The organism is Marinobacter sp. DS40M6 (assembly GCF_028581595.1).
In the GTDB taxonomy this organism is placed as follows: domain Bacteria; phylum Pseudomonadota; class Gammaproteobacteria; order Pseudomonadales; family Oleiphilaceae; genus Marinobacter; species Marinobacter salarius.
Genome location: NZ_JAFCAE010000004.1, coordinates 370313 through 392240, shown reverse-complemented (window position 1 = coordinate 392240; position 21928 = coordinate 370313). Strand labels below are relative to the sequence as shown.

Genomic DNA, 21928 nt, shown 5'->3' with positions numbered 1-21928 from the left:
GTGTTGCTGTATGAAAGATCACATCGTTGTGCTCAGCGGCGCCGGTATGAGCGCCGAAAGCGGACTCTCCACGTTTCGCGATAATGGCGGCCTGTGGGAACAACACAGTGTCTATGACGTGGCGACGCCAGAAGCCTTTGCCCGAAACCAGGAACTGGTGCTGCGCTTCTACAACGAACGCCGGCGGCAGTTGAAGTCGGCACAACCAAATGACGCCCACCGCTTGCTGGCGGAACTGGAGCAGCATTACCGGGTAACGATCATTACCCAGAACGTGGACAACCTGCATGAGCGGGGCGGCTCCAGCAATGTTATACACCTTCACGGTGAACTCACCAAAGCCCGCAGTTCGACGCATCCGGAACTGATTTACGACATCGGATTCAACGACATACAGCCTGGAGACACCTGTGATCGCGGTTCCCAGCTTCGGCCGCACATCGTATGGTTCGGCGAGGAAGTGCCGATGATCGAGGCCGCAGCGGAGATCGTGCCCACCGCAGATCATCTGCTGATTGTGGGCACGTCCCTGCAAGTCTACCCCGCAGCCGGGCTGGTGGATCTGGTGAATTTCGATGTGCCGGTAACGGTCATCGATCCTGGTGAACCGGCCAGCCTTTCGAGGGCGGAGGTTATTCGCAAGGGCGCCGGTGAGGGCGTTGCGGAGTGGATGAAGGGGCTGGGGTTATAACGCCAGATACTCCTCGAGTTCTTCCCGAAATGCTGCTTGCACCCCCAAACGCTTCATCATCCAGTAATGGCCGGCAATCATTCGGTCAATGAAGATGCTCTCTACCGGCGGCTTGAAGTAGTCCAGGTACTTGAACACGGTGGTGGTTTTTGCAGCGACGTCCTTGTGCAGCTCTGACTCGGCAAAATCGTAGGGCGTATCGCTGTCAAAGGGCTGAATCAGAATGTCCCGCCACATGGCATAGTAGGCTTCGTCCACCGCCGGCTGTGATTCCACGCGAGCACCAAGGGCGATCAGGTGGCGATCCAGGGCGGCGTAATCCTCTTCCAGGGCGGAGACCAGGGCGTTGCGATAGGCCTCGACGATTTCCGGCTTCAGCTTTTTCACGCAGCCAAAGTCATAAAGGATGATGGTGCCATCGGGCCGGTAGGCGAAATTGCCGGCGTGGGGGTCGCCATGGATGCACTGGTAGCGGAAAAGCTGGTCCGCCATCATGGTGAAGATGCGGTGCCCGATCAGGTTGATGGTGTCCTGAGCGTATCTTGCGGGGGTTACCTCGCTGATATGGTCGCCTTCCACCAGCTCCATGGTCAGTACCCGCCGGGACGAGTGGCTGGCAAAGACGGTCGGGATCTCGATCCAGTCGTCATTGGCATGGAACGCCTGGAATTCCTTCAGGTTGCGGGCCTCGTTCTCGTAATCCAGTTCCTCTTTGAGCCGCACCCGGATTTCGTCGAACAGCTGGTCGACGTGCTCTTTCGGCATTTTCAGCAGGCCGCCCAGTTTCAGGGCCATTCGTAGCTGTTTCAGGTCGCTGTCGCAGGATTCGTCCACGCCGGGGTACTGAATCTTGACGATGACATCGGTGCCGTCGTGCAGGCGGGCCCGGTGAACCTGGCCGATGGACGCCGCCGCGTAGGGTTTTTCCTGCAGGTACTCGAACAGTTCTGACACCGGTTTGCCCAGTTCGCTCTCCACCTGACCGACAATCACCTCGAACGGCATGGGCGGGGCCTCTTTCTGAAGCCGCTCAAGGGCATCCGAGAATTCCCGGGGCAGAAAGTCCTGGGTCTGGGAGGCAATCTGGCCGACTTTCATGACCGCGCCCTTGAGCTCACCCAGGGTGTCGACAATCTGGTCCGCCATGCGGGTATAGCTCTCAGAGCGGGCGCCCTCGTTGTCTTCCTCGCTGCGGAATATCCGGCGCGCACGCTGCCCGGCATACTGACCGGCCACGGACGCCGTCATGCCTGCCAGTCTGAAGAATCGTCCGCTGCGTGTGGTAACCGGTTTCTTTGCCATGCCTGTTATACGTCCTGAAGAGCCGATGGACCTGAGGAGGATCGCAATGTCCCATGCCCAGCCTAGAGCACGGTGGTCTCCACAAACAAGGCGTCTTCCAGTTCCAGAGACAATATCTGGCCGGATTCCAGGGGGCCAACGCCTTTTGGTGTACCGGTAAGAACCACATCGCCGGGCATCAGGGTGAATTGGGTGCTTATGTGGGCGATCAATGGCACGATCGGGTTCAGCATATCCCGGGTATCACCGGTTTGCTGGCGTTCGCGGTTGATGTCGAGGGTAAAGGTGAGATGGTCTCGGCGGAGACGGTCGATACACACGAAGGGCGACAGTGGGCAGGCACCATCAAAGGCCTTGGCGCGTTCCCAGGGCTGGCCTTTCTCTTTGAGCCGGGATTGCACGTCTCGCAGCGTCAGGTCCAGCGCCAGGCCGTAGCCAAGGATAGCGGCTTCGGCGTCGCTGGCCGACGCATTGGTCAGTGGGCGGCCGATCAGCACGGCCAGCTCGGTTTCAAAATGAACCGCGCCCTGGTTGCGTGGGAAGTCCAGGGGGCGGGTGATGTGCACCGCGGAGGTTGCCGGTTTGATAAACAGCAGGGGCTCATCGGGAACCGGGTTGTTCAGCTCCCGGGCATGTTCCGCATAGTTACGACCGATGCAGACGATTTTGCCCAAGGGCAGGTTAACCGGTGTTCCGTCTTTCCAGTGGTGCTGATAGTCAGGCATGGCCGCTCCCGTCGTGCGTTATGGAAGGGAGCGAGACGCTCCCTAATCACCCTCAAAAGAGCAAACAGTATAAACCTTCAACTCCTCTTCCTGCAGCTTGCGTGAGCCCCCCAGGTCGGGGAGGTCAATCATGGCAGCCACTTCGACGATCTCGGCGCCAATTCTGCGAATGAGCCGTGAGGCGGCCAGCATGGTGCCGCCGGTGGCGATCAGGTCGTCCACCAGCACCACGTTGTCGCCGGGCTTGAAGGCATCCTTGTGCAGTTCCACCGAGGCGGTGCCGTACTCCAGTTCGTAGTCTTCCACCAGGGTATCGAACGGCAGCTTGCCTTTCTTGCGGATCAGTACCAGCGAGGCGTTCAGCTCATAGGCCAGGGCGGAGCCGATGATAAAACCACGGGCATCTACGGCGGCAACGGCATCAATATCGTGGCCGTGGTAGCGGTGAACGAAGGCATCAATCAGCTTGCGGAACGCGGTGCGGTCCTGGAGCACGGTGGTGATGTCGCGGAAGGCGACGCCTGGCTTGGGCCAGTCTGGCACGGTGCGAATGGCTTTCTTGATGCTTTCTGAAAAATAGTCCATAGCGTGTCCAAGCGCTGAAAGCGCAGCTTAGGCTGCGTCCAGGAAGATGAATTTCAGGATAAAGACCACGGCGATGATGACCACGCTGGGGTTCAGGTCCGACCAGCGGCCGCTCAAGGCCTTGAGGATGGCATAGGTAACGAAGCCCAGGGCAATGCCGTTGGCGATCGAGAAGGTCAGCGGCATCATCAGGGCGGTTACCACTGCCGGTGCGGCTTCGGTGACGTCGTCCCATTCGATCAGCTTCAGGCCGCTGGCCATCAGCACCGCGACATAAAGAAGCGCCGGAGCGGTGGCGTAAGCCGGAATAATACTGGCAATGGGCGAGAGCAGCAGGCACGCCATGAACAGCGCCGCGACGACCACAGCGGTCAGGCCGGTGCGGCCACCGGCGGAGATGCCGGCGGTGGATTCGATGTAGCTGGTGGTGGTGGAGGTGCCGAGGGCAGCGCCGGACATGGTGGCTACGGAATCGGACATCAGCGCACGGCCCAGCCGTGGCAGTTTGCCGTCCTTGTCCAGCAGGCCACCGCGCTGGGCGGCGCCGATGAGGGTGCCGGAGGTGTCAAACAGGTCTACAAACAGAAAGGCGAAAATCACGCTGATCATGCCAATGTTCAGCGCCCCTGCGAGGTCCAGCTGCATGAAGGTCGGCGCCAGACTTGGGGGCGCGGACGCAAAACCATCGTACTCCACCATGCCCAGCCCCATGGCTGCTGCTGTCACGGCAATGATTCCGATCATCACCGCACCGGTGATCTTGCGGAAGGACAGAGCACAGATCAGCACGAAACCGCCGAAGAACAACAGGCTCTCGGCCACTTTTACGTCACCCAGACCAACGAGGGTGGCGGGGTTATCAATCACGATGCCGGCATTTTTCAGCGCGATGAGCGCCAGAAAGAAGCCAATGCCGGCGGAGATGCCAAAACGCAGGGACATGGGAATGCTGTTGATGATCCATTCCCGGACTTTGAAGATACTCAGCAGGAAGAAGATAAAGCCGGAAATGAAGACAGCACCCAAGGCCACCTGCCAGCTATAGCCCATGCCGCCAACAACGGTGAACGAGAAGAACGCGTTCAGGCCCATGCCCGGCGCCAGCGCGATCGGGTAGTTGGCCCAGAGCCCCATGATCAGGGTGCCTATGGTGGCCGCCAGGCAGGTCGCCACGAATACCGCGCCGAAGTCCATGCCGGTAGCGGAGAGAATGCTGGGATTGACCACGATGATGTAAGCCATGGTCAGGAAGGTGGTAAAGCCCGCAAGTACCTCTTTGCGAACTGTGGTGCCATTAGCCTGGAGCTTGAATAGTCGTTCTAGCATGACGTATGCCTGCCTTACAGGGTGCTGAATGGGGGTTGAATGAACCGGTTTCAGGAATTGGGTGAAAAAACGGCAATGTTACCGGCTGGAGGCGAGAACGCCAAGGGACGATTGATCATCGGTAGCCTCATTGCACTGTTCGCCTGTCCCGCTGGAGGCGGATGTCGAAGCGCACAGCCAGCAGTCGGGTGATGAAAATAAACAAGAGGCCAATGGTCATGGCCAGGGATTCGCTCTCCAGCAGCCACTGGCAAACAAAGTATAGCCAACAGCCGGCGAAGGATATGGACGCGTAGATCTGGTCTTTGCGGAAAATCAACGGCACCTCATTGCAGAAGGTGTCACGCAGTGCACCACCAAAAGTACCGGTCATCACGCCCAGGAGTGACGCCACAAACCAGGAGTGGCCAAGGTCCAGAGCCAACTGCGCGCCGAGGATTGTGAAAACACCCAGGCCGAGAGCATCAGGAAGCAGGATGCGCGATTCGCGGATACGCTCGACACGGTGCCAGTAGCTGAACACAACGGCCATGCAGAGGATCAGGATAGGTTGCTCCTGATGCTTGATCCAGTACAACGGGTGATTATCCATCATCAGGTCACGAAGGGTTCCTCCCCCCAGGGCGGTCACGAAGCCGATGGTGAAAACGCCCACCGGGTCCATGTTCTTGGATCGGGCGATCAACATGCCGGAGATCGCAAAGGCAATCACACCGGTCATTTCCAGCACGTAAATTATGTCAAACATCTCTGGCCCTAAGCCGCGTATTGCGAGCGCTGTGATCCGTTCCCGCTTTTTGAAGCGTGTTTGAGGCCTATCTTGAAGCTGTTACGCGTATTGAGCAATGACTATGTCTCTGATTCGTCTGGCCTATGCCAGTGAGTCATTTTTCCGATCAGAATAAGCCCTGCTAATCCGGAGAGATTAGATTTCTTTATTTGCTTCATGATCCGACTCTGTTTAGGTTGATAACCATCCATTGATGTTGTCCTCTATCGACCGTCCAAATATCGACTGTCCTACAACGGAGTCACGAATATGAGAGCGATCCTCTGCAAGGAATACGGCCCGGCGGAGACGCTGGTGATTGAAGACGTCACCAGCCCCGTCGTGAAAGGTCACGGGGTCAAGGTGCGCGTTAAGGCTGCCGGCCTGAACTTCCCGGATACCCTGATCATTGAAGGCAAGTACCAGCTCAAGCCCACCATGCCGTTTTCTCCCGGTGGAGAGATGTCTGGCGAGGTAATTGAAATCGGCGAGAAAGTCACTCGCTTCAAGCCGGGTGACCGGGTTGCCGGCCTCACCGGCTACGGTGCCTTTGCCGAAGAGGTGGTCGTCCCGGAGCAGAACATCCTGCCCATTCCCGAATCCATGTCCGACGAAAAAGCGGCTGCTTTTTCCATGGTCTATGGCACCTCGTATTACGCTCTCAAGCAACGCGCCAATATCCAGCCGGGGGAAACTCTGTTGGTGTTGGGTGCCAGCGGCGGTGTTGGCCTGGCAACGGTGGAACTGGGTAAAGCCATGGGCGCCCATGTGATTGCGGCAGCCAGTACGGCAGAGAAGCTGGCAGTGGCGAAAGAGGCCGGTGCCGACGAGCTGATCAACTACACCGAAGAGCCGTTGAAAGACGCGGTTAAACGCCTGACCAACAGTAAGGGCGTGGATGTGATCTACGATCCGGTCGGCGGTGATTTTACGGAGCAGGCGTTGCGCGCCATGGCCTGGAACGGCCGTCACCTGATCATCGGCTTCGCGGCTGGAGATATCCCCAAGATTCCGGCGAACCTGACGCTGCTGAAAGGCTGTTCCGTTGTTGGTGTCTTCTGGGGCAGCTTCACCCAGCGTGAGCCTCAGAACAGCGCCCAGAACATGATGGAGCTGCTGAAGCTGTTCTCCGAAGGAAAGATCAATCCGCGAATCAGTGAAGTCTATGACTTCGAGGACTATGAGAAGGCTCTCGGGGCGCTGACCGGTCGGACTGCTACGGGGAAGGTTGTCCTTAAGGTCGGTTCTTAAGGCCGGCCCCCAGCCTGTTTGTTTCGGTGGATGCATCGGTGGGGAGCCCCTCCCAAAAAACGCTTCAAGCACATCGATGTACGCTTGGGCTCCGCCATCCATGGCTCCGCACATTTTTGGGAGGGGCTCCCCACCGATGCAGGCAAGGCATGGGAGGTATGCCTTAGATCCAGAAAATCTCAGAACCGAACTTTTCCGGCATCAATCTCGGTAACCAGCTCGGAGGTCAACCGGGTATAACCATCTGTACCGGGTAACCATGCGTAAACTTTCTCCCCCGCTTTGTCGATGGAATAGCCGGCTTTCTGGATATCCACCTTGCGGTATTTGAACGTGCCCGTTTTCTCGATGGCACCGGTTACCCGCACAAACACCGGAATCGCATAGGGTGGCAGGTTGTCGCTCAGGTACCGGAACAGTCGGTTCACATCAAATGCCTGGCCATTGGCGTGGGGAACTAGCGTTACCATGCCGGCCTTGCCGTTGGTGCCCGGAATCTCCACCCCATAGACAATGGCTTCCTCCACCATATTGGAACCGTCGATGATGTTCTCCACCTCGGTGGTGGACACGTTTTCCCCTTTCCAACGAAAAGTGTCGCCCATACGGTCCACGAACTGCAGGTGTCCGCAGCCGATTTCTTTTAGCACGTCACCGGTGTTGAACCACTGGTCGCCTTTCTTGAAGGCGTCCCGCAGGATCGATTTTTCCGTGGCTTCTTTCTGGGTATAACCCTCGAAGGACCACTTCTTGGTGATCTCGCCGATCAGCAGGCCCGGCTCGCCCTTTTCGACTTCCTGCATGAATCCGCTGTCGTTCCGAACCGGGTCGCGGGTGCCGTCGTGGAATTTGACCAGTTTGTAGGGGGCGGTGGAAAAGCCAACGGTGTTGTCCAGGTTGAAGAAATTGCTGAAGGCGATGTTGCCCTCGCTGGAGGCATAGAGTTCCGCCACGGTTTCGATGCCAAAGCGTCCCTTGAACTCCTTCCAGATGGACGGGCGCAGGCCGTTGCCGATCATCTTGGTGAGGTTGTGATTGCGGTCCTGTTCGCTGGGGGGCTGATTCAGCAGGTAACGGCAGAGTTCGCCCACGTAGCCGAAAGTGGTTGCCTGGAAATACCGCACGTCGTCCCAGAACGCGCTGGCGGAGAATTTTCGACGCAGGGCAATGGCAGAGCCACCGGCCATCACGGATCCCCAGCACACCAGCAGGGCGGTGCCGTGGTACAGCGGAAGGGTGCAGTAAAGGACATCGTCCGGTCTCATGTCCAGGGACATCATGCCGAACCCGCCGTAGGCTTTCATGAACTTGCGGTGGCTGCCCGGCGCCGCCTTGGGTAAGCCAGTGGTGCCGGAGGTGAACAGGTAGATGGCGGTGTCACCCATAGTGGGCGGATCGGCCGGCTTGGGGGCCGTATTCCGATGGGCGCTGACCGTTGCCGCCATGTTCACATAGCCCTCCGGTGCATCGCCGAAGATGTTCGTGGTGTTGGTATCGGCCAGGAACAGGAATGGGTTGGGGTGGCTGGTCCTGATATCGGCTTTCACGCCGTCAAAGGCCTCCACCAGTTCCTCGCCCACAACGACCATTTTAGGACTGACCAGATTGATGCTGTGTTCCAGTACGCGCCCCTTCTGGGAGGTGTTGAGCATGGCACAGGCCACGCCCACCTTGGCGGCACCGGCGACCACGGCGAGCAGCTCCGGGCGGTTTTCCAGGAATACGGCGATGGTATCGCCCCGGATAAGGCCCTCTGTCTTCAGGAAACCGGCAATGCGGTTGGCCCAACCGTTGAATTCCCGCCAGGTAATGCTGCGGTCTTCGAACAGGATGGCCGGGCGGTGTCCGTATTTTTCGGCGTTGCGGTCCACCAGGGTGCCAAGGGTCAGGTCCTTGTTCTCGTTTTTGACCGAGTAGTAGTAATAGCCCTTGGCAATGGCGGGAAATCGCCGGAGTATGCCCGGCAGGCTGCGAGCAATGTCACGTGGGGATACGTTGTCCTGGGTCATAGGGTCATCCGTCAGGGTCAGTGTGAAACGTTGTTGTTTGTTTTGCCCCCGGACAACGAATGGCTCCGGGGTTAATCCAGAAACAGGTCCGGCAGCAGGGGCTTGTCGCCTGGCTGGTACCGGTAGTGTTCGAAATCCGTTACGCCGTCGGCCCTGAGCACGTCCTCATCGATCAGGGACTGACCGGTCATTGCCCCGGCAGGACGGCTGAGGACGCTCAGTGCGGCGTCCGCCATGATGTCTGGCTTGCGGCCCTGGGCCATCATTTGCGGGCCGCCCACTTCAAACTCAATGGCGGCCGTGGCGATTAACGTTTTAGGCCACAGGGTGTTCACTGAAACCCCGTAACGCCGAAACTCCTCGGCCATACCCATGCTCAGCATGGTCATGGCGTACTTGGTGGTGGTGTAGGGCCCATACTGGGCGAACCACCGGGTATCCAAATTCAAAGGCGGCGACAGGCTCAGGATATGGGCCTGGTCGGACTCCTTCAGCCAGGGCAATGCCGCCTGACTGCAGAGGAATACGGCGCGAGCGTTGACCTGATGCATCAGGTCGTACCGGCTGACCTTCAGGTTCTCGACGCCGGTCAGTTTGATGGCGCCCGCGTTGTTTACCAGCGCATCAATGCCGCCAAAATGGTTCGCAGCTTCATCTATCCGCTGGCGCACCAGTTTTTCGTCTCGCACATCCAGCACCAGTGGCAGGGCCTGGCCACCTGCCTGTCGAATTTCCTCCGCCACGCTGTGTATCGTGCCCGGCAGCTTTGGATGCGGTTCGTCGGATTTTGCACCGATCACCACATTGGCACCTTCTCGGGCACAGGCAAGGGCGATGGCTCGCCCGATACCCCGGCTGCCTCCGGTTATAAAAACGGTTCTGTTCTTCATTGTGCTCATTGTCCGGCCTCCTCTGAGGTGACGTCTGTGGCAGTGATCTCTACCAGTAACTGGCTGCGTTTTACCTGGTCGCCTTTGGTGGCCAGTATCTCGCCGACCGTGCCATCGCGGTCGGCTTTTACCGGATGCTCCATCTTCATGGCCTCCAGGATGACCAGAGTGTCGCCCTGTTTCACCGCCTGGCCGGCCTGGACCAGAACATCAATAATGGCGCCGTCCATGGTGGCCTTGATACGGCCACTGCCGCTGGCGGCGGCACCGCTGGCCGGCTGGTGGGTCACGTCACGCACTGCCAGTGCCTGCCCGAACGCCTGCAAATATAGGTGATTGCCCTGGCAGTGATATTGGCATCGCTGACGAACGCCGTTGTCGATAATGCATAACAGGCCATCGCCCATGCTTTCAAGGTCGAGCTCGTATTGCTCTTCGCCCAGGGTCACGGTGACATGATTGCCGGCGCGGCGGACCAGCAGTTCCAGGGTTTTATCGCCGGTATCCAGTTTCATCGGACTGACAGTCGACGGTGCGTTGCTCCAGGCATTATTGAGGTCGGCCCGAACGTCAGGACGGCCTGAATTGCCATGGCTGAACACGCAGGCCGCCAACGCAAGCTCGCGGATGCTGATGTCTTTTGGTGCCAGGGATGGATCGTCTCTGAACGCCTGTTGCAGGAAGGCGGTGGTGGCCTCGCCTTCGCCGAAGGTGTCGTCCGCGATGATGCGGCTCAGGAAATAACGGTTGGTGGTCACACCGAATACAGTGGTGTCTTCCAGCGCCCTGAGCAGTCGACGACGGGCTTCGTTGCGATTGGCCCCCCAGGCGATCACCTTGGCCAGCATGGGATCATAGTGAGGCGTAATCGAGTCCCCGGAGCGCACGCCGGTATCAAACCGCAAACCTTCGCCTTCCGCAGGCTGGAACTGGTGCAGCTGCCCGGTTTGCGGTGTGAAGCCGTTGGCTGGGTCTTCTGCGTAAAGGCGCACTTCAATGGCATGGCCGTTCAGCTGGATCTGGTCCTGTGTTAGTGGCAGCGCCAGGCCCTCGGCCACGGAAAGCTGCCAGGCCACCAGATCCTGACCGGTGATCAGTTCGGTCACAGGGTGCTCCACCTGCAGGCGGGTGTTCATTTCCAGGAAGTAGAAGTTGCGGTCCTTGTCGGCGAGGAACTCGACCGTACCAGCACCTTCATAGTCACAGGCCAGCGCCGCCTTCACGGCAGCTTCGCCCATGGCCTGGCGCAGTTCGGGTGTTACAAACGGAGAGGGTGCCTCTTCGATGACTTTCTGATGGCGCCGCTGAACTGAACAGTCCCGTTCACCGAGATACACCGCGTTACCGTGTTGGTCTGCAAATATCTGGATTTCGATATGGCGGGGTTCAATAACCGCCTTCTCCAGAATCAGCTCACCATCGCCAAAGGCCTGCTTGGCTTCGGAGCGAGCCCGCTGAATGTTATCGGCCAGTTCCGCTGCCTTTTCCACCAGACGCATACCACGGCCACCCCCGCCGGCAGAGGCCTTGATCATCAATGGGTAGCCGATATTTTCGGCGGCGTTGATGAGTTCTTCGTCGCTGGCATTGTCGCCCTCGAACCCCGGCACCACCGGCACACCGGCTTCCTGCATGGCAATCTTCGATCGCCGCTTACTGCCCATCAGCTCAATAGCCGCCTCCGGTGGCCCGACAAACACCAGGCCGGCGTCTTTGCAGGCCCTGGCAAACCCGGAATTCTCCGACAGGAACCCATACCCCGGATGCACACAATCCGCCCCGGTTTTCCGCGCCGCCTCAATAATCGCCTCTGCGTTCAAATACGACGCCGATACCTGAGCCAGTCCGATACACACCGCCTCGTCGGCCAATTCCACGTGCAGGGCCTTGGCGTCTGCCTCGGAATACACTGCCACCGTCCGGTATCCCAGCGACTTCGCGGTTTTGATCACCCGTACGGCGATTTCGCCTCGGTTCGCTATCAGGAGCTTTTTTAGCATTTTTGCTGGTCTCATGGTTGGGTGGTTATCCGCTTTGGTGGGAGGGAGGCCCTGGTTCAGGACACGCCGTGAATACGTCCATGTAGGCTCCTAAAAAACATCCATGTTTTTTAGGGTCCTGAACCAGGGCCTCCCTCCCACCAAAGCTCCTTCCAACTGTTGTAATTGCATGTCTTTTTTTATGAGCGTTTTGCACGGTGTCTGGGGTCGGGGTTGATCCGGCTTTCCGGGACCGTCAAAAACATGGATGTTTTTGTCGAGCGTACAGGGACGTATTCACCGCGTGTCCCGGAAAGCCGGATCAATCCCGACCCTCCACCATCAGTCTGACTTGGCCCAAGAAGCCGGCCGTTTCTGCATAAACGCAAGAGTCCCCTCGGAACCCTCGTCACTGCGAATCGCCTCGGCAAACTTCCCGGCAGCACTGTCCAGAAGCCCACTCATCGACTCGTGACCAACGCGGTGCAACAACGCCTTGGTCTGGGCCGTCGCATTCGGCGCGCACTGCTGTACCCGGTCAACCGCATGGCCGAGCAACTCATCAATCTCAACTTCAGACTCCGCCACCTGGTGAACAATCCCCAGCCGGCACGCCTCATCCGCGTCCACTCGCAGCCCCAGCAACGCCAACCGACGCGCCTGCGTCAGCCCGATGCGCTCCACCACAAACGGCGCAATCTGCGCGGGAATGACTCCCAGGGTCGTCTCCGGCATACCAAACTTGGCTGTCGGCCCGGCAATCGCCACATCCGACACACAGGCCAATCCAAAACCGCCGCCCATCACCGCACCCTCGGTGACTGCAATCACCACCTTCGACGACTCGTTCACCTGTTGAATCATCTGGCCGAACGCCCGGTTCAGCCGGTAGAAAGGATCTTCCTCACCCTCGGAAGGCTTCTGCCCCCGGGCACCGGCCATGTCCTTGATATCCCCGCCGGCGCAAAAGTGGCCACCGGCTCCGCGAATCACCACGGCACGAATGCTGGCGTCGTTCTCAACCTGACTGAACACCGTCGACAGTTCCGCCACCATCTGCAGGCTCATGGCGTTCCGAACGTCCGGCCGGTTGATGGTGACGTGAAGGGCAGGCCCCTGTTTCTCCAGAACTAGCGTTTCGCAATGTGGTAATTGATCCATGTTCGACTCCAAGAAAGTTGTCCGGGGACCGGTGCGTGGGTGGGAAGGCTTTTCCGGGACCGTCAAAAACATGGATGTTTTTGTCGAGCGTACAGGGACGTATTCACCGCGTGTCCCGGAAAAGCCTTCCCACCCATGTGCCGGTCCTTTCTCCCAATGCCAAAATCCAAAAAATCAGTCCCGCTGCTTACCAGGCAAAGTCCCCATCATCTTGCAGATAATCCCCAACATGATTTCGTCAGCACCGCCGCCAATCGACACCAGCCGCACATCCCGGAACGCACGGGACAGCGGGTTCTCCCACATGTAACCATTGCCCCCCCAGTACTGCAGGCAACTGTCCGTCACCTCACGCCCAAGCCGGCCAGCCTTCAGCTTGGCCATTGACGCCAGCTTGGTCACATCCTTGCCTTCCACATGCAGCTCACAGGCCTGATAGGTGAGGGCACGCAGGGCTTCCACCTCGGTTTGCAGCTCTGCCAGGCGGAAGTGAATCACCTGGTTGTTGATCAACGGCTGCCCGAACGTTTTGCGCTCGCGGCAGTATTCAATGGTCTTGTTGATACAGAGTTCCAGCGCCTTGATTACGTTGGCCGCGCCCCACATCCGTTCCTCCTGGAACTGCAGCATCTGCATCATGAACCCGGTGCCTTCCGCACCGATGCGATAGCGCTGCGGCACTCGCACATCGTCAAAAAAAATCTGCGCGGTTTCGGAAGAGCGCATGCCCAGCTTGTTCAGATGCGGACTGAAGGAAATGCCCGGCGTGTTCATGGGCACAACGATGAGCGATTTGTTCTTGTGGGGTTTGTCGTCAGAGGTGTTGGCCAGCAGGCAGATAAAGTCGGCCTTGGGGCTGTTGGTGATCCACATCTTGGAGCCGTTGATGACGTAGTCATCGCCGTCCTGTTTTGCGGTGGTTTTCATCCCCGCCACATCAGAACCGGCGGCGACTTCGCTGACGCCGATACAGCCCACCATATCGCCGGCAATGGCCGGGGCAAGGAAGGTCCGTTTGAGTTCGTCGGAGCCAAAGCGTGAAATGGCAGGGGTGCACATATCTGTCTGCACACCTATTGCCAGCGGCACACCGCCGCAATGGGCAGTGCCGAGTTCTTCGGCGGCCACCAGGTTGTAGCTGTAATCCAGCCCCATGCCGCCATACTCTTCCGGCTTCTGAATGCCCAACACGCCCAGGTTGCCGAGCTTCTTGAAGATATCGTGAATCGGGAACTCGCCGGCTTCTTCCCATTCGTCGCAGTGGGGATTGATTTCCTTCTCCACGAAATCGCGGACGGTTTTTCTGAGGGCTTCGTGTTCGGCTGTGAATTTCACGTTTTTGTTCTCCTGATGTTAGTTCGTGCCTAAGTGGTAGTGGTGCACGTTCTCTAGCTCGGGTGGCGGCTGTGTAGGCGGGCCTTCAGAAACACGCTCCTTCGGCACATCCATGTGACGCTCGGGCTCCGCCATCCATGGCTCCGCACGGTTTCTGAAGGCCCGCCCACACAGCCGCTTTGTCTATAAATTCGTTGCTTCCTGCAGGGCGGTTTTTGGGAGGCCTGCCGCTCCGGGGTCAACCACCATCACTAAGCTCTCCTAGAGGCGGGCAACGCCAAAAGAATTAGGCCGCAACTGCCGAACCTCAGCCTCCCGACAAACCGAAAGCACCAATGCCAGAACCCGCCGGGTATCCCGCGGATCTATGAGCCCGTCGTCCCACAACCGAGCTGTACCGAACAGGGCCGTAGAGCCGTCTTCCAGTTTCTTGGCCGTAGCCTGCTCCAGGAAATCCAGCGTTTTCGGATCCGGCTCCAAACCGCCCCGGCGCTGCTTGTCTTCGGCCACAATGCGCATCACCTTACCCGCCTGCGCAGGGCCCATGACCGCTGTGCGGCTGTTGGGCCAGGCGAAGATGAAGCGTGGGTCCAGGCCGCGGCCACACATCGCGTAGTTACCTGCACCATAGGAACCGCCGATCACAATTGCGACCTTGGGCACCCGGCAATTCGCCACCGCCTGGATCATCTTTGAGCCGTGTTTGATGATGCCGTTCTGTTCCGAATGGGTGCCGACCATGAACCCCGTGGTGTTATGCAGGAACAGCAACGGCGTGCCCGCCTGGTCGCAGAGCTGGATAAACTGCGCTGCCTTGGTAGCGCCGGCAGGCGTGATCGGGCCGTTGTTGCCGATGATGCCCACCGAGTGGCCTTCAATGCGGATGGTGCCGCACACGGTCTGGTCGTCGTAGCCGTTCTTGAAATCCATGAACTTCGAGCCATCGGCTATGCGGGCGAGGATTTCACGCACGTCATAAGGCTTCTTGGCGTCGCTGGGAATAACGCCCAGCAACTCTTCGGCTGGGTAGAGCGGCTCTTCCCATTCCGGCTCCCGCGACGGGGGCAACTGCTCGTTCCAGGGCAGGGCTTCGAGCACATTGCGGGCGTGGCGAATGCCGTCGGCGTCGTCCTCGGCCAGGTATTCCGCCGTGCCGGCCACTTCTGCATGCATCTGCGCGCCGCCGAGTTCTTCATCGGTAGCGACTTCGCCGGTGGCCGCTTTCAGCAGGGGAGGGCCCGCCAGGAACATCTTGGCCTGTTCGCGAACCACAATCACATAGTCCGACAGCCCCGGCTGATAGGCACCGCCGGCGGTCGCATTGCCATGAACCACCGTAACCTGCGGAATGCCAGCGGCGGACATGCGTGCCTGATTGGCGAAACCGCGAGCGCCCAGCACGAAAATGTCCGTGGCGTAGTTCAGGTTGGCGCCGCCGCTTTCAGACAGCGACACCACTGGCAGCTTGTTCTCCATGGCAATTTGTTGCAGCCGCAGGGTCTTGTCCAGCCCCGCCGGCGTAATGGTGCCGCCCTTGATGGCGCTGTTGCTGGCCACCACCAGGCAGCGAACACCGCTAACCGTGCCAATGCCGGCAATAATGCCGCCACCGGACAGGCTGCCGTCCTTGTCGTCATGCATCTTGTAGCCGGCCAGGGAGCACAGCTCCAGGAACGGCGTACCACGATCCAGCAGGCGATTGATTCGGTCACGGGGCAACAGTTTCCCGCGCTTGATGAACTTCTCCCGCGCCGCTTCCGCCAGATCAAGAACCTTCTGCTCCACATCGCGGAAGGTGGCAATGTGCGCCTCCATCACCTCCGCGTTTGCGCGAAAGTCATCCGACTGGGGATTTACGGTGGACTCCAGTACCTGCATCGAATTCTCCTCAGTCGTCACTCAACACTTTCGGCGTGACTGCCCGGTGGAACCCATTAAAGGGCTCATTGTTCTTCGCTTTCGGGAACGGCCAAACCCGGCCCCCCTGGGACGCGGCACCGTCAATTCGCAGGCAATCCCCACTGATAAACGCCGCCGCCGGGCTCAACAGAAAACAAATCGCTGCACTGACCTCGGACTCCGTCCCCATTCGCTTAAGAGGCACGTTATCCCCGAGGCTACGAATCCACTGCTTCATATGTTCGGGATAGTTATCCATCCCACTGGAGGCAATCCAGCCCGGTGCCACAGCGTTCACCCGAACCCCGGAGCAACCCCACTCAACTGCAGCGGTCTGGGTAAAATTCACCATCCCTGCCCGGGCAGCGCCGGAATGCCCCATGCCAGGCATGCCGCCCCACATGTCCGCCACAATGTTCACGATGGCGCCGCCGGTTTTTGACAACAGCTGATTGTAGGCTTCACGGGCAATGAGAAAGCCCCCAGTAAGATTCGTGCGAACCACCGTCTCCCAACCTTTCTGGTTGATGTTTGCCAGCGGCGACGGAAACTGACCCCCGGCGTTATTCACGACGCCGTTCAGCCCGCCATGTTCCTCAATGATGGCCGTGACGGTCGCCTTTACAGACTCTTCCTCACGGATGTCGCACACGTGAGCGGAAGCAATACCACCGTCATCGGTAATCTCTGCTTTCACCGCCTCAACCTTCTCAGCCTTCCGCCCAACCAGAGCGACCCTCGCCCCAAGCGCAGCAAGTTCATGAGCGGTACAACGCCCAATTCCGGAACCACCCCCGGTAACGATAAAAACCTGATCCCGAAAGAGATTCGGGTGAAAAACAGACTGATAGCTCATAACAAGAGGACCTTTTCAAATGTTCGGGCGCTCTGGTGGGAGGATATGTCCGGGACCGTCAAAAACATGGATGTTTTTGTCGAGCGTACAGGGACGTATTTACCGCGTGTCCCGGACATATCCTTCCACCAGAGTGCATGCACCAATGTAAAATCAATCAAGCAGTTCAGCACGAACCGGAACAGGGAACTCAAGCAACTGCTGGGCAAACGCCTTCCCCTGCGGATCAATCCGCAAGCTGGCAACACCCCCGCCACCGAGACTGTGCTCCAACAGGAAATTAAAGGCCTGAAACCCCGGCAACGCCCAACGGGTCACCCGACCATGCGCAGGGTGTAGCGTATGGGCCATCCATTCCGCCACAGCCAACTCCGTCAACGCCGCCTCAATAAACGGCACAAACTCCGCCTTGCGGGCAATCACCCCGATATTGGTGTGATCCCCCTTGTCACCACTGCGCGCCCAGGCCAGTTGAATCAAAGGCACTGTGGTATCCGTGGCCGGAGCGGCCGCACTGGCAGACTGCTCAATCAGCTGGCTTGGCTCGAACCCGCCGTCAGTAGCCACGTCTACCGTCTGCTTGTCGCCACCAAGATCCACGGCAACGGATACCTCCGTTTTCGGAACCAGGCACGAATACAACCGAATCTTCGGCCACACGGTCGGCCGTCCACCCACAATGCCCGTAATCCCAGGTGCCATCCCTGTCGCCGCTTGGGCGATTTCCCGGGAAAACAGCACCAGCGCTTCCTTCTTGAGGTGGGCCGTGCTGATCTTCACCACCACCTCTCGACATTCTCCCATACGTCCCTGAGCGCCGTAGGTGGCCTCGGTGCCTAATAGTTCGATGCTGGTTTCTGTGTAGTCCGGCAAGCCCCGCTCACTGAACATCCGCGAGGTTTTGGCCAGGATCGCCTCGGCGACTGTCCGGGCCTTGGCCTTCGCATCCATGCCTGCCAACAAGAAGGTTACCGTGCACTTGAAACCGTCCGGCCAGGTGCCGGATACCTTATAGCTGTCCGTGGGGGGAAGCCCCTTGGCGCCAGAAACCCGAACCTCGTCCGTTGCCACTTCCTCAAGGGAGACCCCGGTAAAATCACAGGTCACATCCGGCAGCAGGTAAGCTCTCGGGTCGCCGATTTCATAGACCAACTGTTCCGCCACCGTGCCCCGGGACACTTTGCCCCCGGTACCTTGCGGCTTGGTCATGATGAAATCCCCGGTGGCGGAGACTTCTGCAATCGGAAAGCCCATATCGGCATAACCCTCGGCTACATCTTCCCAGTCGGTAAAGTTACCGCCCGTGGATTGCGCGCCGCATTCCAGTAAGTGCCCGGCCAGGCTGCCCTGGGCAAGCTTGTCGTAATCGCTCCAGCGCCAGCCAAATTCATGCACCAGAGGCGCCAGCACCAGGGCGCTGTCGGCAACCCGGCCGGTGATAACAATGTCCGCACCCTGTTCCAGTGCTGCGACCAATCCCGGAGCGCCCAAGTAGGCGTTCAGGCTGACCAGCATCGGCGGCATTGGCTGTGCGGTGGTCATCTCGGTGATGCCGGCATCGGCCAGTTGCTTCTTTTTCGGCAGAAGGTCATCACCCAGCACCAGGGCGATCTTCATATCCAAGCCGGCTTTTTCGCACAAAGCCTGCAGAGCATCGCGGCAGGCGACGGGATTGACGCCACCGGCGTTCGCCAATACCCGGATGCCTTTCTGTTTGATCTCACCCAGCAAGGGGCCCATCACCGTTTGTACGAAGTCGCGGGCGTAACCCTGGCTTGGGTCCTTCATCTTCTGCCCCGCCATGATGGACATGGTGATTTCCGCCAGATAGTCCGCCACCAGGTAATCAATATTGCCCTTGTGGACCAGTTGGGCGGCAGCCGTTTCGGTGTCGCCCCAGAAGGCGGCAGAGCAGCCAATACGGACGGTTTGTGGCCTGGAGATGTCGGAATCTGGCATGTCTTCACCTTGTTGACGGAAGCCGCAAAGTGCTTTCAGAGACCCTTACAGGGTCGCTTTTAGCGGAGATTGTCTATCATGCGGTTGACGATACCAAGCAAGCGCTTGGTTTGTAAACAGGCAAATTCGGGATAGAATGGGCGCTCTTCTGTTCCCTGGCTGGAAAACACTGTGAATCAAGACTCTATCCTGCGCTCACTGGTTGCCGACAACCTGGTTTCCGATCCCGCCGGAGCCCGTGGCCGGCTTCTCCACGAGGCCGCAAAGCTGTTTCGTGACAAGGGTTATGAGCGGACCACCGTCAGGGATCTGGCCGCCGCCGTTGGCATTCAGTCCGGTAGCCTGTTCCACCACTTCCGCACCAAGGAAGAAATCCTCAAGGCCGTCATGGTGGAGACCATTCGTCTCAACACAGCCCTGATGCAGGCTGCGGTGGATGCGGCCAGTACCCATCGTGACAAGTTGCAGGCGCTGATTCGCGCTGAACTGGAGTCCATCAACGGGCAGACCGGGGAGGCCATGGCAGTGCTGGTGTTCGAGTGGCGTAGCCTGTCCGAGGAATCCCAGGCTTACGTCCTTGAGCTTCGGGATATCTACGAGCAGTTGTGGTTGGATGTGCTGGAGACCTTGCGTCAGGACGGCGTGCTGGCGGCAGATCCCTTTGTGGTGCGCCGTATGCTCACGGGCGCCCTGAGTTGGACAGTGACATGGTATCGGCCTGATGGTGGCCTGACCCTGGATGATTTGACGGCGCAGGTGGTTGCAATGATGGGTTTAACGACGCCCTGAATCGGATAACCCGGCGTTAAATGCCGATGGTGGTACAAATGTCTCAATTGTAATTTTTTACATAACTTATTGTTTTAAAGAGATTAAAAGATAATTTCCTCTCGTCTATGTGGGCCATTGGCCTGATCGGCATAACCAAATCGGCAATCCAGCCATTTTTGTCTGACAAGATTCAACGCATTCTTGCCCTCGTCAAAGATGAACGGGACAGTGATTGCGATCGCCCCCGACCTATAAAAACAATGCAAACAGGACGAACTATGAACTCCTCACTGGTGAATTCCTTTGGGCATGCCCTCAACGTTCGCAGCCGTCACCTGCTTCTTCTTGTGGTGACGTTTCTGGCCGGTTGCTCGGCCAACCCTATCTACACTACAACGGGTGTGGTGCTCTCCAATTACTCCGAGGGGGAAGCAACCCCTTACGTCATGCAGATGTCCGATCCGCAAATGGCCTGTGCGTTGGGTGAGGGCGTTGACCCGCTGTTGTACTCGTTTTCCCGCGTGACCGAGGCGCCTGAGAGCACCGGTTCCCTGTTGATGCTGCTGGCCGCGAACTGCTCTGAATACAAGGCATGGGAAGCGGAACTGGAATACCTGCGCGCTGACTTTGCCGGTGATGTACCTGCCGCAAAAGACGCGCGGGAGAAAGCAAAGCGGCTGAATGCCCGAACCGCCAAGCGTCGCTATGTCGCCTATCAGCGCGCCATGGCGGCCTATGACTTTGACCCGGCCGCAAAGGAATTCGAGTGTCCGTTCCTGTTCGATGACCAGGAGGAGCTGACTTTCCTGCTGGGCCTGCTGACCGGCATGCAGGCCATCGTGAACGACGCCAACTCCGGTGCCATGGCAGGGGTTCCCCGCAATATTGCGCCCCGGGCGGAGCGTGCCGCCGAATGCCTGGATAACGAAAAATGGGGCGGTTTACCGAATGCCATACGCGGCATGGTGTGGTTGCTGTTGCCGGACACCCGCCCCAGCCTGTCTCCGGATCCCTGGGAAGTGCTTGAGGATAGCTCCCGCCTGGGGGTTGAATCGGGTATACGGGCGTCCATGGCTCTTGAGGCCGTGGCTGCAGAGACGTTTGGTCGCCCGGAGGTGCTCAAGGATGTCATCGCGCGGTTCGCCGACGCGGATGGAGAGATCAAAGTATGGGCTGAGTATCGCCTGGTAGACGAGATCGCCCGAGACGTCATTCAGTTCTCGTCCGATAAGCATTGGACAGCGAACTACGGCTACCGCACGCCCCGTACCTATTTCGGAAGACTGAGCCCGGAACGGCTCGAAGAGCCTGAAACCATGGATCTGGACGGCCTGCTCTAAGCAGGCCCTCGACTCACTGTAATTACCTACAAACACAAGAAAGACCCGGAGGTCATTCATGATCCGTAAATCCCTTGCTGCCCTTTCTTTTGCTGCAGTTGCTCCGATGGCCGCCGCACAGTCTGTGACGATGTGCGTTTTCGATGTGATCGGCGCAAACGGTGATATGTACAACATGGTCAAAGACTATGCGCTGGAAATGAAAGCCCATGGGGTTGATTTTGAACTGCGCCCCTACACTGACGAAGGGGTTGCCGTGGGTGATTTCAATTCCGGACAATGCGACGCCGTCGCCGCTACGGATCTTCGGACCCGCCCGTTCAACCGATTTACCGGCAGCATCAGCGCCGTTGGCGCGATCCCGACCTATGACGATCTGAAAACAACCCTCGCCACGCTTGCGCAGGCCAAGGCAGCGCCCTTGATGAAACAGGGCGACTATGAGGTGCTGGGCATTGTTCCGGCGGGTGCAGGCTACCTGTTCGTCAATGACCGTAGCATTGATACCGCTGGTGAACTGGCCGGCAAGCGCATGGCCACACTGGATTACCAGAAGGACGCCATCCACATGGTCAACCATGTGAAAGCGACGGTTGTACCCTCCGACATCACCAACTTTGCCGGCAAGTTCAACAATGGCTCGGTGGATACGGCTTACGCACCGGCGTTTGCCTACGAAGCTCTGGAACTCTACAAGGGCATTGGTGAAGACGGTGGCATCGTTGATTATCCGCTGGCGCAACTGACCATCCAGGTCATTGCCCGAGACGATGTGCTCGACGACGACACGGCTCAGAAGTCCCGTGAAGTTGCCTGGGGGATGTACGGCCAGGCCATGGACCTGATTCAGCGGCAGGAGTCCGCCATTCCGGAGGAAAAGTGGATCCGTATTCCCGATGCTGACATCGAAGGCTATCAGGAGATGTTTCGGGAAAACCGCCTGCAGCTTCGGGATGGAACCGATGGTGCCAATAAGGTCTATCACCCGAAGATGATGAGCCTGCTCAGCAAAATCCGTTGCTCCAGCAATCCCGGTGCCTCCGAGTGCACAGCGCCTGACCGCGAATAATAAAGGCTGAC

At 58.6% G+C, this 21928-nt stretch carries 18 protein-coding genes; 5 read left to right on the top strand and 13 right to left on the bottom strand.

Annotation, left to right across the window (positions count from 1 at the left end):
• Window positions 1-10: 10 nt before the first annotated feature.
• Window positions 11-691, top strand: a complete 681-nt coding sequence (locus JJO78_RS12510) for an SIR2 family NAD-dependent protein deacylase (protein WP_075196561.1) — start codon at window positions 11-13, stop codon at window positions 689-691.
• Here the strand turns inward: JJO78_RS12510 and JJO78_RS12505 are convergent.
• The 5 genes from JJO78_RS12505 to JJO78_RS12485 form a co-directional block, all read right to left on the bottom strand.
• The gene (locus JJO78_RS12505) at window positions 686-1993 is read right to left on the bottom strand and encodes an ABC1 kinase family protein (protein ID WP_075196560.1); all 1308 of its coding nucleotides are present in this window, start codon (window positions 1991-1993) and stop codon (window positions 686-688) included. The genes JJO78_RS12510 and JJO78_RS12505 overlap by 6 nt on opposite strands.
• A 62-nt stretch (window positions 1994-2055) precedes the next feature.
• Window positions 2056-2718: a fumarylacetoacetate hydrolase family protein gene (locus JJO78_RS12500; RefSeq protein ID WP_075196559.1), complete on the bottom strand. Its 663-nt coding sequence runs from the start codon at window positions 2716-2718 to the stop codon at window positions 2056-2058.
• Between the two features lie 42 nt (window positions 2719-2760).
• Complete coding sequence (locus JJO78_RS12495) at window positions 2761-3303, bottom strand: adenine phosphoribosyltransferase (RefSeq protein WP_036209624.1); 543 nt, start codon at window positions 3301-3303, stop codon at window positions 2761-2763.
• Window positions 3304-3330: 27 nt separating this feature from the next.
• Window positions 3331-4629 carry an NCS2 family permease gene (locus JJO78_RS12490; protein ID WP_036209628.1) on the bottom strand — a complete coding sequence of 433 codons (1299 nt, stop codon included), beginning with the start codon at window positions 4627-4629 and terminating at the stop codon, window positions 3331-3333.
• A 127-nt stretch (window positions 4630-4756) separates the two neighbouring features.
• Window positions 4757-5377 (bottom strand): trimeric intracellular cation channel family protein, encoded by a 621-nt coding sequence (locus JJO78_RS12485; RefSeq protein ID WP_041332388.1) that lies wholly within the window; start codon window positions 5375-5377, stop codon window positions 4757-4759.
• A gap of 291 nt (window positions 5378-5668) precedes the next feature.
• Between JJO78_RS12485 and JJO78_RS12480 the strand changes: the two genes are divergently transcribed.
• Entirely contained in the window at window positions 5669-6649 is a 981-nt protein-coding gene (locus JJO78_RS12480) for an NADPH:quinone oxidoreductase family protein (protein WP_075196558.1), read from the top strand.
• Between the two features lie 179 nt (window positions 6650-6828).
• Here the strand turns inward: JJO78_RS12480 and JJO78_RS12475 are convergent, their stop codons facing one another.
• The 8 genes from JJO78_RS12475 to JJO78_RS12440 all read right to left on the bottom strand — a co-directional run bounded on the left by JJO78_RS12475 (window position 6829) and on the right by JJO78_RS12440 (window position 18737).
• Window positions 6829-8658, bottom strand: coding sequence for a long-chain-acyl-CoA synthetase (locus JJO78_RS12475; RefSeq protein WP_151982696.1), 1830 nt, complete (start codon window positions 8656-8658; stop codon window positions 6829-6831).
• Between the two features lie 71 nt (window positions 8659-8729).
• Window positions 8730-9557 carry an SDR family oxidoreductase gene (locus tag JJO78_RS12470; RefSeq protein WP_075196556.1) on the bottom strand — a complete coding sequence of 276 codons (828 nt, stop codon included), beginning with the start codon at window positions 9555-9557 and terminating at the stop codon, window positions 8730-8732.
• Window positions 9554-11548 (bottom strand): acetyl/propionyl/methylcrotonyl-CoA carboxylase subunit alpha, encoded by a 1995-nt coding sequence (locus JJO78_RS12465; protein WP_127401735.1) that lies wholly within the window; start codon window positions 11546-11548, stop codon window positions 9554-9556. Before JJO78_RS12465 ends, JJO78_RS12470 begins: the two co-directional genes overlap by 4 nt.
• A gap of 321 nt (window positions 11549-11869) precedes the next feature.
• Window positions 11870-12688 (bottom strand): enoyl-CoA hydratase/isomerase family protein, encoded by an 819-nt coding sequence (locus JJO78_RS12460; RefSeq protein ID WP_151982694.1) that lies wholly within the window; start codon window positions 12686-12688, stop codon window positions 11870-11872.
• Between the two features lie 174 nt (window positions 12689-12862).
• Window positions 12863-14023 (bottom strand): acyl-CoA dehydrogenase family protein, encoded by a 1161-nt coding sequence (locus JJO78_RS12455; RefSeq protein WP_151982692.1) that lies wholly within the window; start codon window positions 14021-14023, stop codon window positions 12863-12865.
• A 261-nt stretch (window positions 14024-14284) separates the two neighbouring features.
• Window positions 14285-15901 (bottom strand): acyl-CoA carboxylase subunit beta, encoded by a 1617-nt coding sequence (locus tag JJO78_RS12450; protein ID WP_151982690.1) that lies wholly within the window; start codon window positions 15899-15901, stop codon window positions 14285-14287.
• Between the two features lie 10 nt (window positions 15902-15911).
• The gene (locus JJO78_RS12445) at window positions 15912-16778 is read right to left on the bottom strand and encodes an SDR family oxidoreductase (RefSeq protein WP_151982688.1); all 867 of its coding nucleotides are present in this window, start codon (window positions 16776-16778) and stop codon (window positions 15912-15914) included.
• A 153-nt stretch (window positions 16779-16931) separates the two neighbouring features.
• Window positions 16932-18737 carry an acyclic terpene utilization AtuA family protein gene (locus JJO78_RS12440; protein ID WP_151982686.1) on the bottom strand — a complete coding sequence of 602 codons (1806 nt, stop codon included), beginning with the start codon at window positions 18735-18737 and terminating at the stop codon, window positions 16932-16934.
• 171 nt (window positions 18738-18908) lie between these two features.
• Here JJO78_RS12440 and JJO78_RS12435 point away from each other — a divergent pair, with 171 nt between their 5' ends.
• The 3 genes from JJO78_RS12435 (at window position 18909) to JJO78_RS12425 (ending at window position 21917) form a co-directional block, all read left to right on the top strand.
• On the top strand, window positions 18909-19526 hold the full coding sequence (locus JJO78_RS12435; protein ID WP_036209652.1) for a TetR/AcrR family transcriptional regulator: 618 nt from the start codon (window positions 18909-18911) through the stop codon (window positions 19524-19526).
• A gap of 260 nt (window positions 19527-19786) precedes the next feature.
• Window positions 19787-20848: a hypothetical protein gene (locus JJO78_RS12430; RefSeq protein ID WP_036210312.1), complete on the top strand. Its 1062-nt coding sequence runs from the start codon at window positions 19787-19789 to the stop codon at window positions 20846-20848.
• A gap of 58 nt (window positions 20849-20906) precedes the next feature.
• Entirely contained in the window at window positions 20907-21917 is a 1011-nt protein-coding gene (locus JJO78_RS12425; RefSeq protein ID WP_036209655.1) for a putative solute-binding protein, read from the top strand.
• Window positions 21918-21928: the final 11 nt, after the last annotated feature.

What these genes read in the sequence shown, in the direction of transcription:
- JJO78_RS12510 (WP_075196561.1), top strand. Translation starts at nt 11, where the DNA reads ATGAAAGATCACATCGTTGTGCTCAGCGGCGCCGGTATGAGCGCCGAA.
- JJO78_RS12505 (WP_075196560.1), bottom strand. Translation starts at nt 1,993, where the DNA reads ATGGCAAAGAAACCGGTTACCACACGCAGCGGACGATTCTTCAGACTG.
- JJO78_RS12500 (WP_075196559.1), bottom strand. Translation starts at nt 2,718, where the DNA reads ATGCCTGACTATCAGCACCACTGGAAAGACGGAACACCGGTTAACCTG.
- JJO78_RS12495 (WP_036209624.1), bottom strand. Translation starts at nt 3,303, where the DNA reads ATGGACTATTTTTCAGAAAGCATCAAGAAAGCCATTCGCACCGTGCCA.
- JJO78_RS12490 (WP_036209628.1), bottom strand. Translation starts at nt 4,629, where the DNA reads ATGCTAGAACGACTATTCAAGCTCCAGGCTAATGGCACCACAGTTCGC.
- JJO78_RS12485 (WP_041332388.1), bottom strand. Translation starts at nt 5,377, where the DNA reads ATGTTTGACATAATTTACGTGCTGGAAATGACCGGTGTGATTGCCTTT.
- JJO78_RS12480 (WP_075196558.1), top strand. Translation starts at nt 5,669, where the DNA reads ATGAGAGCGATCCTCTGCAAGGAATACGGCCCGGCGGAGACGCTGGTG.
- JJO78_RS12475 (WP_151982696.1), bottom strand. Translation starts at nt 8,658, where the DNA reads ATGACCCAGGACAACGTATCCCCACGTGACATTGCTCGCAGCCTGCCG.
- JJO78_RS12470 (WP_075196556.1), bottom strand. Translation starts at nt 9,557, where the DNA reads ATGAGCACAATGAAGAACAGAACCGTTTTTATAACCGGAGGCAGCCGG.
- JJO78_RS12465 (WP_127401735.1), bottom strand. Translation starts at nt 11,548, where the DNA reads ATGCTAAAAAAGCTCCTGATAGCGAACCGAGGCGAAATCGCCGTACGG.
- JJO78_RS12460 (WP_151982694.1), bottom strand. Translation starts at nt 12,688, where the DNA reads ATGGATCAATTACCACATTGCGAAACGCTAGTTCTGGAGAAACAGGGG.
- JJO78_RS12450 (WP_151982690.1), bottom strand. Translation starts at nt 15,901, where the DNA reads ATGCAGGTACTGGAGTCCACCGTAAATCCCCAGTCGGATGACTTTCGC.
- JJO78_RS12445 (WP_151982688.1), bottom strand. Translation starts at nt 16,778, where the DNA reads ATGAGCTATCAGTCTGTTTTTCACCCGAATCTCTTTCGGGATCAGGTT.
- JJO78_RS12440 (WP_151982686.1), bottom strand. Translation starts at nt 18,737, where the DNA reads ATGCCAGATTCCGACATCTCCAGGCCACAAACCGTCCGTATTGGCTGC.
- JJO78_RS12430 (WP_036210312.1), top strand. Translation starts at nt 19,787, where the DNA reads ATGAACTCCTCACTGGTGAATTCCTTTGGGCATGCCCTCAACGTTCGC.
- JJO78_RS12425 (WP_036209655.1), top strand. Translation starts at nt 20,907, where the DNA reads ATGATCCGTAAATCCCTTGCTGCCCTTTCTTTTGCTGCAGTTGCTCCG.